The organism is Nocardioides sp. NPDC057577 (assembly GCF_042801335.1).
In the GTDB taxonomy this organism is placed as follows: Bacteria; Actinomycetota; Actinomycetes; order Propionibacteriales; family Nocardioidaceae; genus Nocardioides.
Genome location: NZ_JBHVGB010000062.1, coordinates 14,688 through 28,525, shown reverse-complemented (window position 1 = coordinate 28,525; position 13,838 = coordinate 14,688). Strand labels below are relative to the sequence as shown.

General features: G+C 70.9%; 14 protein-coding genes. 9 read left to right on the top strand and 5 right to left on the bottom strand.

Annotated elements, in window-relative coordinates; all coding sequences use genetic code 11:
* Positions 1–116: 116 nt before the first annotated feature.
* Genes egtB through egtD form a run of 3 tightly spaced genes read left to right on the top strand, consistent with a single transcriptional unit; the run spans position 117 to position 2,844 of the window.
* The gene (gene egtB / locus ACFU7D_RS14480) at positions 117–1,373 is read left to right on the top strand and encodes an ergothioneine biosynthesis protein EgtB (protein ID WP_378868094.1); all 1,257 of its coding nucleotides are present in this window, start codon (positions 117–119) and stop codon (positions 1,371–1,373) included.
* Positions 1,370–1,840, top strand: coding sequence for a hypothetical protein (locus tag ACFU7D_RS14475; RefSeq protein ID WP_378868091.1), 471 nt, complete (start codon positions 1,370–1,372; stop codon positions 1,838–1,840). The genes egtB and ACFU7D_RS14475 overlap by 4 nt, the downstream gene beginning before the upstream one ends.
* Positions 1,837–2,844, top strand: a complete 1,008-nt coding sequence (egtD, locus tag ACFU7D_RS14470; protein WP_378868089.1) for an L-histidine N(alpha)-methyltransferase — start codon at positions 1,837–1,839, stop codon at positions 2,842–2,844. The genes ACFU7D_RS14475 and egtD overlap by 4 nt, the downstream gene beginning before the upstream one ends.
* Before the next feature lie 12 nt (positions 2,845–2,856).
* Here the strand turns inward: egtD and ACFU7D_RS14465 are convergent, their stop codons facing one another.
* Positions 2,857–3,534 (bottom strand): TetR family transcriptional regulator, encoded by a 678-nt coding sequence (locus ACFU7D_RS14465; RefSeq protein WP_378868087.1) that lies wholly within the window; start codon positions 3,532–3,534, stop codon positions 2,857–2,859.
* A gap of 65 nt (positions 3,535–3,599) precedes the next feature.
* Here ACFU7D_RS14465 and ACFU7D_RS14460 point away from each other — a divergent pair, with 65 nt between their 5' ends.
* Together ACFU7D_RS14460 and ACFU7D_RS14455 are read left to right on the top strand one after the other, a co-directional pair.
* Positions 3,600–4,457 carry a 3-hydroxybutyryl-CoA dehydrogenase gene (locus ACFU7D_RS14460; protein ID WP_378868084.1) on the top strand — a complete coding sequence of 286 codons (858 nt, stop codon included), beginning with the start codon at positions 3,600–3,602 and terminating at the stop codon, positions 4,455–4,457.
* A 17-nt stretch (positions 4,458–4,474) separates the two neighbouring features.
* On the top strand, positions 4,475–5,638 hold the full coding sequence (locus ACFU7D_RS14455) for an acyl-CoA dehydrogenase family protein (protein WP_378868081.1): 1,164 nt from the start codon (positions 4,475–4,477) through the stop codon (positions 5,636–5,638).
* A 12-nt stretch (positions 5,639–5,650) separates the two neighbouring features.
* On the opposite strand, the gene ACFU7D_RS14450 is transcribed toward ACFU7D_RS14455, so the two are convergent.
* From ACFU7D_RS14450 to ACFU7D_RS14440, 3 genes are all read right to left on the bottom strand, one after another.
* Positions 5,651–5,875, bottom strand: coding sequence for a hypothetical protein (locus ACFU7D_RS14450; protein ID WP_378868078.1), 225 nt, complete (start codon positions 5,873–5,875; stop codon positions 5,651–5,653).
* 67 nt (positions 5,876–5,942) lie between these two features.
* Positions 5,943–7,199: a sensor histidine kinase gene (locus ACFU7D_RS14445; protein WP_378868076.1), complete on the bottom strand. Its 1,257-nt coding sequence runs from the start codon at positions 7,197–7,199 to the stop codon at positions 5,943–5,945.
* Positions 7,196–7,912 carry a response regulator transcription factor gene (locus ACFU7D_RS14440; protein ID WP_378868073.1) on the bottom strand — a complete coding sequence of 239 codons (717 nt, stop codon included), beginning with the start codon at positions 7,910–7,912 and terminating at the stop codon, positions 7,196–7,198. The genes ACFU7D_RS14445 and ACFU7D_RS14440 overlap by 4 nt, the downstream gene beginning before the upstream one ends.
* 184 nt (positions 7,913–8,096) lie before the next feature.
* On the opposite strand from ACFU7D_RS14440, the gene ACFU7D_RS14435 reads away from it, so the two are divergent.
* The 4 genes from ACFU7D_RS14435 to ACFU7D_RS14420 all read left to right on the top strand — a co-directional run bounded on the left by ACFU7D_RS14435 (position 8,097) and on the right by ACFU7D_RS14420 (position 12,155).
* Positions 8,097–9,152: an AAA family ATPase gene (locus tag ACFU7D_RS14435; protein WP_378868071.1), complete on the top strand. Its 1,056-nt coding sequence runs from the start codon at positions 8,097–8,099 to the stop codon at positions 9,150–9,152.
* On the top strand, positions 9,149–10,090 hold the full coding sequence (locus ACFU7D_RS14430) for a DUF58 domain-containing protein (protein ID WP_378868068.1): 942 nt from the start codon (positions 9,149–9,151) through the stop codon (positions 10,088–10,090). Before ACFU7D_RS14435 ends, ACFU7D_RS14430 begins: the two co-directional genes overlap by 4 nt.
* Before the next feature lie 15 nt (positions 10,091–10,105).
* On the top strand, positions 10,106–11,065 hold the full coding sequence (locus ACFU7D_RS14425) for a VWA domain-containing protein (RefSeq protein ID WP_378868065.1): 960 nt from the start codon (positions 10,106–10,108) through the stop codon (positions 11,063–11,065).
* A 238-nt stretch (positions 11,066–11,303) separates the two neighbouring features.
* Positions 11,304–12,155 carry a S1C family serine protease gene (locus tag ACFU7D_RS14420; protein ID WP_378868063.1) on the top strand — a complete coding sequence of 284 codons (852 nt, stop codon included), beginning with the start codon at positions 11,304–11,306 and terminating at the stop codon, positions 12,153–12,155.
* 33 nt (positions 12,156–12,188) lie between these two features.
* Here the strand turns inward: ACFU7D_RS14420 and ACFU7D_RS14415 are convergent, their stop codons facing one another.
* Positions 12,189–13,838, bottom strand: coding sequence for an alpha/beta hydrolase (locus ACFU7D_RS14415; RefSeq protein WP_378868060.1), 1,650 nt, complete (start codon positions 13,836–13,838; stop codon positions 12,189–12,191).

Sequence of the window (13,838 nt, the reverse complement as noted above, 5' to 3'; positions counted from 1 at the left end):
GGGCCCATACCGGGCCCGGTGTGCGACAACCGCTGAATCGCGTGGCGCGGGTTGAGCGACCAGGCAGAGTGGTTCGTAGCACTTGGCGTACCCGACCCTCCGACAGGAGACGTGAGATGGACACGACCACCGCGATCGCCCGCTTCGACGAGGTCCGAGCGGACACCGAACGCCTCGCAGCACCTCTCTCCCCCGAGGACCAGACGGTCCAGTCGATGCCGGATGTCTCCCCCACCAAATGGCATCGCGCGCACGTGACCTGGTTCTTCGAGACCTTCGTGCTGGCGCAGAACGAGCCCGGCTTCACACCGTTCCAGGACAAGTACTGGTTCCTCTTCAACAGCTACTACGAGCAGGTCGGGCCGAGGTACGCACGGCCGATGCGTGGCGTGATCAGCCGCCCCGGGGCGTACGAGGTCGGCGACTACCGGCGCAACGTCGACGACCGGGTCCGAGACCTGCTCGACCGGGTGGACGAGGGCACCTTCGCCAAGCTCGCCCCGACCATCGAGCTCGGCTTCCACCACGAGCAGCAGCACCAGGAGCTGCTGCTGATGGACATCAAGCACGTGCTGTCGCTCAACCCGCTGCAGCCGACCTACGCCGGTCTTCCGGCCGCAGGTGACGGGACCGACCGGCTGGGCTGGGTGGACGTCGACGGCGGCCTGGTCGAGATCGGGTCCGAGGGCGGTGGGTTCTGCTTCGACAACGAGCTGCCACGGCACCAGCAGTGGCTGGAGCCGTACCGGCTCGCGGACCGGTTGATCACCAACGGCGAGTGGCTGGAGTTCATCGCCGACGGTGGCTACCGGCGCCCCGAGCTGTGGCTCTCGGACGGGTGGGCGCGGGTCACCGCCGAGGGCTGGGAGGCGCCCTTCTACTGGCGCCAGGCCGACGGGGAGTGGTTCGAGCACACCCTGCACGGCACCTCACCGCTCGACCCGGGGCTGCCGGTCTGCCACCTGAGCCACTACGAGGCCGACGCGTACGCCACCTGGGCCGGCAAGCGCCTCCCGACCGAGGCCGAGTGGGAGCACGCCGCCCGGACCTACGAGGTGGCCGGCAACCTCGCCGACCGGGACAGCTTCCACCCGCGCGCCGCCGGCCCCGCGACCGGCGGTCTGCGACAGCTCTTCGGGGACTGCTGGGAGTGGACCTCATCGGCCTATCTGCCCTACCCGGGGTTCCACCCCGCCGCCGGCGCTATCGGTGAGTACAACGGAAAGTTCATGTCGAGCCAGATGGTGCTCCGCGGTGGCTGCGCGCTCACCCCGCCGGGACACACCCGAGCCTCGTACCGCAACTTCTTCCCGCCCGGTGCACGCTGGCCCGTCACCGGGCTCCGGCTCGCCGACGACGGGCGTCGTGCGTGACCTGGTCGGCTGCCGTCACCTGTACCCATCGCGGCATCCTCGGACCACCCCGGACGCATCTCGACTGGGCCTGTGATCACGACGACTGCCCCGCGCCGCTGCGAATCGGTCACTGGACCGCCGCGGTCAGCGGCACCATCGACGACTCGTGGAGGCTCATCCTCGACAAGGCGCAGCAGGAGCGCCTGCCGATCGGCTCCGCCGTGGTCCAGATCGCCAACGAGCTGGCGGTCGGCGGCTTCTCGGTCCTCCTCAGCGACGGCGAGGACCTCGCCCTGCTGACCGGCAACGAGGGCAGCCACCTGGCCGAGCCGGCGTCCTGGGAGTACGTCGTCAGCAACCGTCCGCTCCCAGGCGCTCCGTCCACCTCGATCCCGCCGCGCACCATCGGAGTCCTCAGCCCGTGCGGACCCACCTGGTGGCGGCTCGACACACCTCGTCACAACTCGAAGGAGAACCCCGCGTGACCCTCGACAGCAACGATCAGGCCGGCACGAGCACACCAGCCAGCGGCAGGCTCACCACCCTGCTGACCGCCGAGGATCTGCGCCGGAGCCTTGCGGAGGACGCCCGCACCGGCTTGAGCGCATCGCCGAAGTGGCTCCCGCCGAAGTACTTCTACGACCAGCGCGGCTCGGAGCTGTTCGAGGAGATCACCCGGCTGCCCGAGTACTACCCGACCCGCACCGAACGGGCGCTGCTGACCGAGCACGCGCAAGCGATCGCCGAGGCCGCCGACGCCGAGGTGCTCCTCGAGCTCGGATCCGGTTCCTCGGAGAAGACCCGGCTCCTGCTCGACGCGCTGACGCAGACCGACCGGCTGACGACGTACGTCGCCGTCGACGTCAGCGCCAGCGCGCTCACCCAGGCGATGGACGCGCTCGCCGAGGAGCGGCCGGGGCTCGCGCTGCACGGTGTCGTCGCCGACTTCGACCAGCATCTCGGGCAGCTGCCGAGGCCGGGACGCCGGCTGATCGCGCTGCTCGGCAGCACGCTGGGCAACTACGACCGCCCGGGACGCGAACGGTTCCTGGGATCGGTCGCCGCTGCCATGGAGCCCGGGGAAGGTCTGCTGCTCGGGCTGGACCTGGCCAAGGACCCCGGGAAGCTGGTCGCCGCCTACGACGACTCCGCCGGCGTGACCGCCGAGTTCAACCTCAACGCGCTGCGCGTTCTCAACCAGAGCCTGGGCGCCGACTTCGACCTCGACGGGTTCCGGCATCTGGCGCTCTGGAACACCGAGGAGGAGCGCATCGAGATGCGACTCGTCGCGCAGGAGTCCGCCCGCGTGGACCTGAGCGAGCTCGAGCTCGTCATCAAGTTCGACGAGGGCGAAGAGCTTCTCACCGAGCTGTCCTGCAAGTTCCGCCGAAGCATCGTCGCACTCGAGCTCGCCGCGGCGGGCTTCAGCGACCTTCGCTGGTGGGCCGATCCGGAGGAGGCGTACGCGCTCGTGCTGGCCAGGCGCTGAGATCGGCTCAGCTCACGGCGCGTCGTCGTCGAGCAACGGCTGCAGCTGCGCCTGGATGGCGGCGGGCGTGGCCGAGGTGCGGAGCACGACGACGGCCGAGGACGGCCCGAGGCCCGAGGGCTGATAGCGCTCGAGGGCCACCCGCATCGCCTGGTCGAACTCGCTCTCCGGGTCGGAGGTCTGGTCCCGGAGCCAGCGTCGGAGCACGAAGTTGTGCGCCGTCACGAGGTCGGCGGCCAGCAGGTCGGCGCGCAGCTGTCCGTCGGGCAGGTCGGACATCCACTCCCGAAGCCAACGCGCGAACAGCCGCTGGTACTGCTGGATCCCACCCGTCTCACGGGCACGTAGGGCGGGCACCGAGCCGACCAGGCGGTAGCGCGCTCGCGCCAGCTCGCCCTCGTCGAGGTAGTGCCGCAGCACGACCCGCGTGGCCTCGCTCAGCGCGAGCGCTCGCGTTGCCGGGGTCGCGGCGGCCAGACGCTGGTCGATGCGACCGAGCAGCTGGTCGTGCTCGGGAAAGATCACGTCGTCCTTGGACCCGAACGCGCGGAAGAAGGTCGTGCGCCCCACGCCGGCACGACGCGCGATGTCCTCGGCGGTCGTCGCGTCGAAGCCACGTTCCTCGAACAGCTCGAACGCCGCGGCGACCAAGCGGTCCTTCGTCGTCGCCGATCGAGGCTTCTCGCTCATGCCCTGAAACGTACTTGATGGTACGACGTTCCGTCTATAAGGTACTGCGTACCAACTTCTGGAGGATGCACATGACTGGGTTCAACCACATCGGCGTCGTCGGCGCGGGACTGATGGGCGCCGGCATCGCCGAGGTCGCCGCGCGCGCCGGCAAGGACGTCGTCCTCATCGACGCCAACCCCGCGGCCGCCGAGGCCGGCCACGAGCGTCTGCGGGCCTCCCTCGAGCGGGCCGAGCAGCGCGGCAAGATCACCCGGGCCACCGACGTGCTGGAGCGCATCACCCTCAGCAGCGACCTCGAAGCGCTCGCCGACCGTGACCTCGTCATCGAGGCGATCGTCGAGGACGAAGCCGCCAAGACCGCGCTGTTCACCCGGCTTGACGCCATCGTGACCGACCCCGAGGCCGTCCTGGCCTCCAACACCTCCTCCATCCCGATCATGAAGCTCGCCGTCGCCACCGAGCGGCCGGCGCAGGTGATCGGACTGCACTTCTTCAACCCGGTCCCCGTGCTCTCCCTGGTCGAGCTGGTGCCCAGCCTGCTGACCGCGCCGGAGACCGCCGACCGCGTGCGTGGGTTCGTCGAGAAGGACCTCGGCAAGCACCCCATCGACTCCCAGGACCGGGCCGGCTTCGTGGTCAACGCGCTGCTGATCCCGTTCGTGCTCTCCGCGATCCGGATGCTGGAGTCCGGGTTCGCCACCGCCGAGGACATCGACCAGGGGCTCGTGCGCGGCGCGGCCCACCCGCAGGGACCGCTGGCGCTCGCGGACCTGATCGGGCTGGACACGACCAAGGCCGTGGCCGAGTCGCTCTACGAGGAGTTCAAGGAGCCGCTCTACGCCCCGCCGCCGCTCCTCGCGCGGATGGTCGATGCCGGTCTGCTGGGCCGCAAGACCGGCCGCGGCTTCTACCACTACTGATCCATCAAGGAGCCATCATGACCGACGACTTTCCCTACCTCGAGCTCGCCGACCACCACCTCGACCTGCGCGAGGCCGTGCGCGCGATCGCGGCCAACAAGATCGCCCCCTACGCCGCCGACGTCGACGCCAACAGCAGATTCCCCACCGAGGCCTACGACGCTCTCGTCGCCTCCGGGTTCCATGCGGCGCACGTGCCCGAGGCGTACGGCGGTGAAGGCGCCGACGCCCTGGCCACCTGCATCATCATCGAGGAGATCGCCCGCGTGTGCGCCTCCTCCTCACTGATCCCCGCGGTCAACAAGCTCGGCAGCCTCCCGCTCATCCTGGCCGGCTCCGAGAGCCTCAACCAGCGTTACCTCCCACCGCTCGCCGCGGGCACCTCGGCGTTCTCCTACGCCCTCTCCGAGCGCGAGGCCGGCTCCGACACCGCCTCCATGAAGACCCGCGCCGTCCTCGACGGCGACAACTGGGTGCTGAGCGGCCAGAAGTCCTGGATCAGCAACGCCGGGATCTCCGACTACTACACCGTCCTGGCCGTCACCGACCCCGGCGGTCGGCGCGGATCCAACATCAGCGCCTTCGTCGTGGAGAAGAGCGACGAGGGGTTCACCATCGCCGCCCCCGAGAAGAAGCTCGGCATCAAGGGGTCCCCCACCTGCGAGCTGAACTTCGACGCCGTCTACCTGCCCGGTGACCGGATCATCGGCGAACCCGGCACCGGCCTCCAGCTCGCCCTGCGCACCCTGGACCACACCCGCATCACCATCGCCGCCCAAGCCATCGGCATCGCCCAGGGCGCCCTCGACCACGCCCTGGCCTACGTCCAGGAACGCCAGCAGTTCGGCAAGCGCATCGCCGACTTCCAGGGGATCCAGTTCATGCTCGCCGACATGGCGATGAAGCTCGAGGCCGCCCGCCAGCTCGTCTACGTCGCTGCAGCCAAGTCCGAGCGGCACGCAGGGGACCTGTCCTTCTTCGGCGCGGCCGCCAAGTGCTTCGCCAGCGACACCGCCATGGAGATCACCGTCGACGCCGTCCAGCTCCTCGGCGGAGCCGGCTACACCCAGGACTTCCCTCTCGAACGCATGATGCGCGATGCCAAGATCACCCAGATCTATGAAGGCACCAACCAGATCCAGCGGGTCGTGATGGCGCGCCAGCTGCTCGGAAGCCGGTAGCGGCGAGGCGGTTCAGCTCGCCCAGCAGTCCTTCCCCGTCTCGTACGTCGGGTCCTCGGCGTACGTCGTGGACCAGCGGGCTTCCTCGACCGTGCCGTAGTAGGTCGTCGGCTGGGTGGGCGGCGTGGGCGCCGGGTCCACCTGGACCGTGACGTTCATACAGGCGCCGGTGACGGCTCCGAGCAGAACCACGGGGGCGAGAGCTCGTACGCCGTGCCACGTCGCTGCTGTTCTCATGCTCACTCCTCAAACGGTAGGTCCGTGCCTCGCCCGGCGGGAGGCACTCTCAGGGCACCTCAGTCGCTCAGCCGAGCAGCGGGTCACCTTCTGGTGGCGCGTCGGTGCGCCCGGCCGAACGGTTCATGGCGTGGTCGGGAAGCCAGAGCACGAAGGTGCTCCCGGAGGAGCCGTGGCTGACCAGGACGAGCCGGCCCTCGTGGCTCTCGGCGATCTGGCGGGCGATGGAGAGGCCGAGGCCCGAGCCGTCGGCGACCGCGTCGTCGCCGGACGTACCGTTCCCCCGGTAGAACCGGTCGAAGACGCGTTCCTGGTTCGCCTCGTCGATCCCCGGTCCCTCGTCGGCGACCGCGGCCCAGGCCCAGCCGTCGCGGCTGCCCATGCCGACCGTGAGGGTGGATCCGGGCGGAGCGAGCCTGACCGCGTTGGACAGGAGGTTGGCCATCACGCGCTGCAGCGCGTCGGGGTCGCCGACGACGACGGGACCACCGTGGCTGCGCTCGACCACGCCGAGGCCGCGTGCCTCCGCCGGCAGCCGGTACTCCCGAACTGCCGCGGTCACGGCGCCGGCCAGATCGACCTGGCGGTCGGTGAAGGCCTCCGAGCGACTGCGGGCGATGGCCAGCAGGTCCTCGAGGAGGCGCCGCATCCGGCGGGTGGCCTGGAGCACGACGAGGCTGGCCTCGCGCCGTTCGGGCACGGTGGAGCGGTCGTTGGCGAGGACGGCCTCGACGTTGGTGTGGATCAGGGAGACCGGGTTGCGCAGCTCGTGGGAGACGTCCTCGACGAACCTGCGCTGGTCGGAGAACGCCCGGTCGAGGCGGGCGAGCATGGAGTCGATGGTGTCGGCGAGCGTACGCAGCTCGTCGTGCGGTCCGGTCGCACCGATGCGCCGGGTGAGATCGGAGGCGTTGATCTCCTGGGCGGTGCGGGTGATCGCGCCGACCGGGCGCAGCGCGCGCCCGGCCACCCACCAGCCGATGGCCAGGCTCAGCACGAACATCACGACCAGGGCGATGATCGAGTAGTTGCGCAGCGTCTGGAGCGAGGCGTAGTTGACCGCCTCCTGAACATCGGCGAAGTCCGCGGCCTGGAACTCCTGCCCCGGCTTGTAGACGATGTGGCCGTCCTGGGTCTCGAACTTCTTGACCGTCACCGGGTCCAGCGGCGCGGCGCTGATGCTGCTGGAGAGCGCCAGGTAGACCCCGGCGAGGAGCAGTGCAGTCACCCCGAACAGGAGCGCGGAGTACGTCAGGGTCAGCCGCACCCGCACGGTTCGCAGCCACCGGGGCGCCCTCGACCACCGGCCCGAGCGCTCACTCATGCGGTCGCGCCCCGGTCCAGCTCGGGCAGGTCACGGAGGCGGTAGCCGCGGCCGACGACGGTCTCAAGGGCCGGAGCCTCCTCGCCGACGGTGAGCTTGCGGCGCAGGGTGCCGACGGTCACCCGCACGGTCTGGGTGAACGGGTCGGCGTTCTCGTCCCACACATGCTCGAGAAGCTCCTCGGCCGAGACGATGTAGGCGGGCCTGGTCATCAGGTAACGCAGGACGGAGAACTCCTTGAGGGTCAGGCCGAGCTCACGGTCGGCTCGCCGGGCCAGCTGACGGGCGGTGTCGAGCCGGATCGGTCCGTGCGTCAGCACGGCGGTGCCGTCGCTGCTGGGCCGGCGCAGCAGCGCACGCAGCCGCGCGGTCAGCTCGGCCAGCTCGAACGGCTTGGTGAGATAGTCGTCGGCCCCCACGTCGAGGCCGCGGACCCGGTCGTCGAGGCGGTTACGAGCGGTGAGCATCAGGATCCGTGGGGCCTCCTCCCCGGGAACCTCCACCTCCCCCGTACGCAGCGCCGCGGCGACCTCGAAACCGCTGCCGTCGGGCAGATTGATGTCCAGGACGACGAGGTCGTAGGCGTTCACGCCGAGCTTCTCCAGCGCGTCGGCGACCGAGCCGGCCCCGTCGACGGCGTACCCCTCCCGCTGGAGCGCGACCTTCAGCGCGCTGACCAGGCCCGCCTGGTCCTCGACGATCAAGACCCTCACGCTCAAGAACGGTAGCGCGTGGCCACGCCCGCGCCCATGCGTACGAGCTAATCGCTCGGTATCGGTTCCGTCGCGCGCTTTCGGATCGCTTTCGGTGCTGTTTCCGCTGGTTTTCGGCCCCTTTCGATGTGATCAGTCCGCAGCAGGACCATCCATCCAGGACTCAGCCATCCAGGGGGCCCACATGTGGGAGCCAGAGCACAAGCAGCCGATTCAGCCAGACATCGGGACCAGCGCCGTCCTCGAGCGCGTGCTGTTCGAGGTCAAGCGCGTCGTCGTGGGCCAGGACCTGATGATCGAGCGGATGCTGGTCGGGCTGCTCGCCCGCGGCCATGTGCTGCTCGAAGGTGTGCCGGGCGTCGCGAAGACCCTGGCGGTGCGGACCTTGGCCGACGTCGTGGGCGGCTCCTTCGCCCGGCTCCAGTTCACCCCGGACCTGATGCCCTCCGACATCGTCGGCACCCGCGTCTGGCGCCCGTCCTCGGAGCAGTTCGACACCGAGCTCGGCCCGGTCTTCGCCAACCTCGTCCTCGCCGACGAGATCAACCGGGCGCCGGCCAAGGTGCAGTCCGCGCTGCTGGAGGCGATGGCCGAGCGGCAGGTCAGCATCGGCGGCACCAGCCATCGCCTGCCCGATCCCTTCCTAGTCCTCGCCACCCAGAACCCGATCGAGAACGACGGTGTCTACCGGCTGCCCGAGGCCCAGCGCGACCGGTTCCTGCTGAAGGTCGACGTCGGCCACGTCGACGAGCTCGAGGAGATGACCATCATCCAGCGGATGGGCACACGGCCGCCGCACGCCGAGCAGATCCTCGACGCCACCGCCCTGCGGCACCTCCAGTCACGAGCGGACCAGGTCTTCGTCCATCACACCGTCGCGCAGTACGCCGTCAAGCTCGTCATGGCGACACGGACGCCGCACGCCTACGGCCTGCACAACCTCGAGGGTCTGCTGGCCTACGGCGTCAGCGCCCGCGGCAGCCTCGGCCTCGTCACCGCAGGTCGTGCCCTGGCACTGCTGCGCGGGCGCGACTACGTGCTGCCTGCCGATGTCGCCGACCTGGCCGGCGACATCCTCGCCCACCGGCTGGTGCTCACCTTCGACGCCGAGGCCGACGGGGTCGACCCGCGCGCCGTCGTGGACGCCGTCCTCGCCGTCGTCCCACAACCGCGGGCGACGCCGAGCGACGACGACGTCGAGACCGCCGAGCCGAGTGCCGATGCGGAGCTGGCCTCGTGAACCAGGCACGGCGTACGCCCGAGAGTGCGTTTCGGAGGCTCGACCTCACCGTCCAGCGTCGCGTGAGCGGGCTGCTCCAGGGCGAGACGGCCGGGCTGCGGATCGGACCGGGCAGCGACGCCGAGGAGCTGGTCCCCTACTCCCCCGGCCACGACGTACGCCGCATCGACTGGAACGCCACCGCCCGCCTGGGCGACCCGCACGTCTGGCTCACCCAGGCCGAGCACGAGCTCGAGACCTGGGTCCTGGTCGACCGCACCCCCAGCATGGCCTTCGGGACCGCGCTCGCCGAGAAGGTGGAGGTCGCCGAGGCGACCGTCTCCGCGATCGGCATCGTGGCCGACGGCCCCGGCAACCGGGTCGGGCTCGGGATCCTCGATGCCGACGGCGTACGTTGGCGCCCGCCCACCACGGGTCGCCGGGTCGCCCGCCGCCTGCTGACCACGGAGCCACCCTCGCCGCGCACGGCCGAGGCGGCCGGCGCCGGCTTCGCGACAGCACTGGTCGAGCTCGCCCGGCGCGCCCGGATCCCGGGACTGCGGGTGATCGTCTCCGACCTCCTGCCCACCGACGGAACCTGGAAACGGCCCTTCGACTGGGAGCCGGCGCTGCGGCGGCTCACCGCGCGCCACGACGTGATCGTCGTCGAGATCGTGGACCCGCGCGAGGTCGACCTGCCCGCCGTCGGCCACGTCACGATCCTCGACCCGGAGAGCAACCGCCAGCACGAGGCCGACACCTCCGACCCGCGCCTGCGTGCCGCGTACGCCGAGGCGATGAGGTCGCTGCGCGAGCACAACGCCGAGGCCGTCCGGGTCGCCGGCGCGGACCACCTGCGGGTCTCGACCGACGACGACTGGGCGCGCCTGCTCATCCGCATGCTGCGCCGCCGGGCACGCCACCCCCGGCCGGCCCGCTCACGCTCGGCCACCCACTGATCGGAAGGAGCTTCGATGAGACTCACCCAGCCCCTGTTCCTGCTCGCGCTGATCCCGATCGCCGTGCTCGCCATCGGCTATCTGGTGATGCAGCGCCGCCGGATCAGGTACGCCCTCCGGTTCGCCACCGCGCCCATGCTCGAGTGCCTCGTCCCCCACCGCCCCCGCTGGCGCCGCCACCTGGCCGCCGGGCTGGTCGTCGGCGCCTTGGCACTGCTGGCGGTGGCCACCACCCAGCCCCAGGTCCGGGCGCAGGTGCCGTACGAACGCGCCACGATCCTGGTCGCCATCGACACCTCCGCCTCGATGACGGCCGAGGACATGCCCCCCAACCGCCTCGAGGCCGCCAAGGCAGCCGCTGTCGACTTCATCGAGCAGCTGCCACCGCGCTACAACGTCGGGCTCGTCAGCTTCTCCAGCAACGCCCGTGTCGTCTCCAGCCCGACCACCGACCACGCCCTGGTCGCCCGCAGCATCGAGGGTCTGGGCCCGCCCGACGGCGGCACCGCCATCGGTGAGACCGTCTACTCCTCGATCAACGGCCTGCGGCAGGTCCTGGACGAGGCCGGGGACGACACCGACGAGGACGGGTCACCGGCCCACCTCGTGCTCCTCTCCGACGGCGGCAACTCCGCCGGTCGCAACCCCGCAGCCGCGGCCGAGGCCGCTCGTGAGGCGGGGTTACCGGTCTCGACGATCGCCTACGGGACCGAGGGCTCCAGCGCCACTCTCCCCGGAGGGCAGTCCGTCGAGGTCCGCGAGGACACGCTGCGCGACCTCGCCGAGACCACCGGCGGCCAGTTCTACCGCGCTTCCAGCGCCGACGAGCTGCGCGAGGTCTACGACGACATCGGCACCCTCGTCGGGTACCACGTCGAATACCGCGAGATCACCGTCTGGGTCGTCACCGGCGCCATGATCCTCGCCTTCGTCGCCGCCGCGCTCTCCCTGCGCTGGTTCGCTCGGCTCATCTAGCCACCTTCGAAGTCCAGGACAGGAAGGCACTCTCATGAACGACACCGCAGCCCCCGGGCCCGGCCTCGGCCGCCCCACCGGTCCCCAACGGTGGACGATCTCGGCGCCACCACCTCGTGCCCTCCGTCCGCTCCAGCCCGCACCACCACCCCCGATCCGACCAGTCGCACCCGCGCCGGCACCACCGACCGCGCCGAGCCCGATTCCCCTGTCGGCGCCCCCTCCGGCACGACGTGTGGTGCGTGACCGCTACGGCAGGGTGCGGCTGGTCGCCCCACCACGCGCGGCCGATGCGGCCCCTCCACAGAGCCGGCCGAACGGCACTCGCCCGGAGCCGCCCGTCGCCCTGGCCAGGCGACCAGGACGTACGCGCACCATCACCCTCACCCTGGCCGCAGCCGTCGTCGCGGGTGCCGCGACCAGCGGCGCGATCACCCTCCTCGCCCCTGGCCGCGAGCCCACCGCAGGCACCATCGCCGCCCCGGCCCCAGCGCCCTCGGGAGGGGCACCGACCAACGCCACCGAGGCCGCCGCCCAGCGCATCCTGCCCAGCGTCGTGCAGGTCCGCGCCGGACGCGGCACCGGCTCCGGAGTCGCCATCGACGGCGTCGGCCATGTGGTCACCAACGCCCACGTCGTCCAGGGCTCCGACTCGGTGGACCTGGTGCTGGCCGACGGCAGCACGACCTCGGGCCGCGTCATCGGCAGCGACGAGCGCAACGACATCGCGGTGATCGCGACCGACCCCAGTGCCGTACGCGCCGCCACCATCGGTCAGAGCGGCAACCTCCGGATCGGTCAGCCCGTGATCGCCGTCGGCTCGCCGCTCGGCCTCAACGGCACCGTGACCTCCGGCATCGTCAGCTCCCCACACCGCTCCTCCGGATCGAGGCCCGAGATGATCCAGACCGACGCGGCCATCAACCCCGGCAACTCCGGCGGTCCCCTGGTCGACCTCCACGGCCGTGTCGTCGGGATCAACACCTCGATCGCCACCCTGGGCGGCCCCAGCGGCAACATCGGCATCGGCTTCGCCGTCCCCATCGACCGCGTGCGCACCGTCGCCCAGACCCTGATCAGCCAGGGCTGAGCGCGGCGGCGGACGGCTCACCCGACCCTCCGGTCAACTCAGCCACACCCGATCGCCGATCAACGCGGCCAGCTCGTCGGTGCGCTGATCGCTCCATCCCGGCGGCGGCAGGATCTCCGCCCAGGCGTACACCGGTGCGGTGCCGAACTGGTGGCCCTGCCCGCGGGGCACCGAGTTGGCGGAGAACTGGTCGACACCCAGCTGCAGCATCGTCACCCCGGGGATCCAGCGTACGTTCGGGGAGACGCCGCGGCCGCGTTCCTCCTCCAGCCAGTCGGGGCGCTCCACCGCCAACCCCGGCGACCACCAGGTGATCGGGTCGTTGGCGTGCTGGAGATACCCGATCCGGGTGCCGCCCCAGGCCCCCGGCAGGTCCCACTCCTCGGGCCGGTCGGCGAAGCGTACGATCTCGCCGCCGTCCACGATTGGCAGCACCGCAGGGGTGCCCGGCTCGCGTTCCTCGGTGAACCGGCTCCAGAGCCGGTTGTCGGCGGTCGGGCCCACGAACAGGGCGCCGTCGGTGCGGGTCGCGAGGTCCTGGGCCCCGCTGAAGGCGGCCTCGCCGCCGAAGCTGCCCAGGCTCTCCCCGCTCACCACCAGCAGCGGACGGTCGGCCTCGGGGATCTCCAGCCAGCGCCCGTAGACGGCGTCGAAGAGCGCCAGACCGGCGTCCTGCGAACGCTGCCGGTCCAGGACGAAGGACATCCAGCTGGGGAGGTAGGAGTACTGCAGGCTGACCGTCGCGGTGTCGCCACCCCACATGAACTCCAGCGCCTGGGCCTGGTTCTCGTTGATCCAGCCCCTACCGGTGCCGGTCGCCACGTTGATCACCGCGCGGTCGAAGCCGCCGAGCGCGTCGAGCTCGGCCACCGCGGCCTGCGCCTCCTCGCGGATGTGGACGCCTTCGTGGCCGGCACCGATGTAGGCACGCACCGGCTGCAGAGCAGGCTCCTGTGTGAACTCACCGATCTCCGCGGCGGTCGGCGTGCTCGCGATGAAGACCCGTCCCTGGCGGCCCAGCTCCTCCCACTCCTGGGCCGAGGCCGGGCCGGCCGTGAGCTCGGGCGTCTCGGGCGGGGGTACGTCGGTGCTGAACTCCTCGTTGATCGTGGCGAAGCTTGAGTCGAGTGCTCCCAGCAGCCGGTTGCCACCCACCCCGATGGCCAGCTCGTAGATCAGGATCGCGACGATCAGGCCGCCGATCACGCTCGAGGCGGCAGCGGGAAGGAAGCGGCCGACGAACCGGCCGATCGAGCCGCCCAGCGCCCTGATCCCCCGCGAGAGTCCGAGCAGCAGCACGAACAGCACCGCGGTGAGCAGCACGGTGAGCACCAGGTGCCACACACCCACCCGGTCGACCCCGACCAGGTCGCGTACCTGATTCTCCCAGCGCAACGACAGCCCCAGCACGATCAGGGTGCCGATGCCGGCGACGCCGGCGAGAACCCGCCATGCGATCACCCGTGCCCGGCCTGCCAACCGGCCACCGCAGCTGCGGACCAGCCATCCGGCCAACGCGCCGGCGCCATAGCCGGCCAGCATGCACAGCGCGGTGAGCAGCGCCTGGAAGAGCGCGGTCCGCGGCATCAACGACGGGGTCAGCGACGCCCAGAGGAGCACCACCGTGCCGGCCGTCGCCGCGAACGGCGCTCGCAGCTGCCCTCGCAACTGCCCTCGCAGCAC

Bases quoted from the DNA above. Each gene is read 5' to 3' on its own strand.
- ACFU7D_RS14455 (WP_378868081.1), top strand. From the start codon at position 4,475: ATGACCGACGACTTTCCCTACCTCGAGCTCGCCGACCACCACCTCGAC.
- ACFU7D_RS14450 (WP_378868078.1), bottom strand. From the start codon at position 5,875: ATGAGAACAGCAGCGACGTGGCACGGCGTACGAGCTCTCGCCCCCGTG.
- ACFU7D_RS14435 (WP_378868071.1), top strand. From the start codon at position 8,097: ATGTGGGAGCCAGAGCACAAGCAGCCGATTCAGCCAGACATCGGGACC.
- ACFU7D_RS14460 (WP_378868084.1), top strand. From the start codon at position 3,600: ATGCACATGACTGGGTTCAACCACATCGGCGTCGTCGGCGCGGGACTG.
- egtB (WP_378868094.1), top strand. From the start codon at position 117: ATGGACACGACCACCGCGATCGCCCGCTTCGACGAGGTCCGAGCGGAC.
- ACFU7D_RS14465 (WP_378868087.1), bottom strand. From the start codon at position 3,534: ATGAGCGAGAAGCCTCGATCGGCGACGACGAAGGACCGCTTGGTCGCC.
- ACFU7D_RS14445 (WP_378868076.1), bottom strand. From the start codon at position 7,199: ATGAGTGAGCGCTCGGGCCGGTGGTCGAGGGCGCCCCGGTGGCTGCGA.
- ACFU7D_RS14425 (WP_378868065.1), top strand. From the start codon at position 10,106: ATGAGACTCACCCAGCCCCTGTTCCTGCTCGCGCTGATCCCGATCGCC.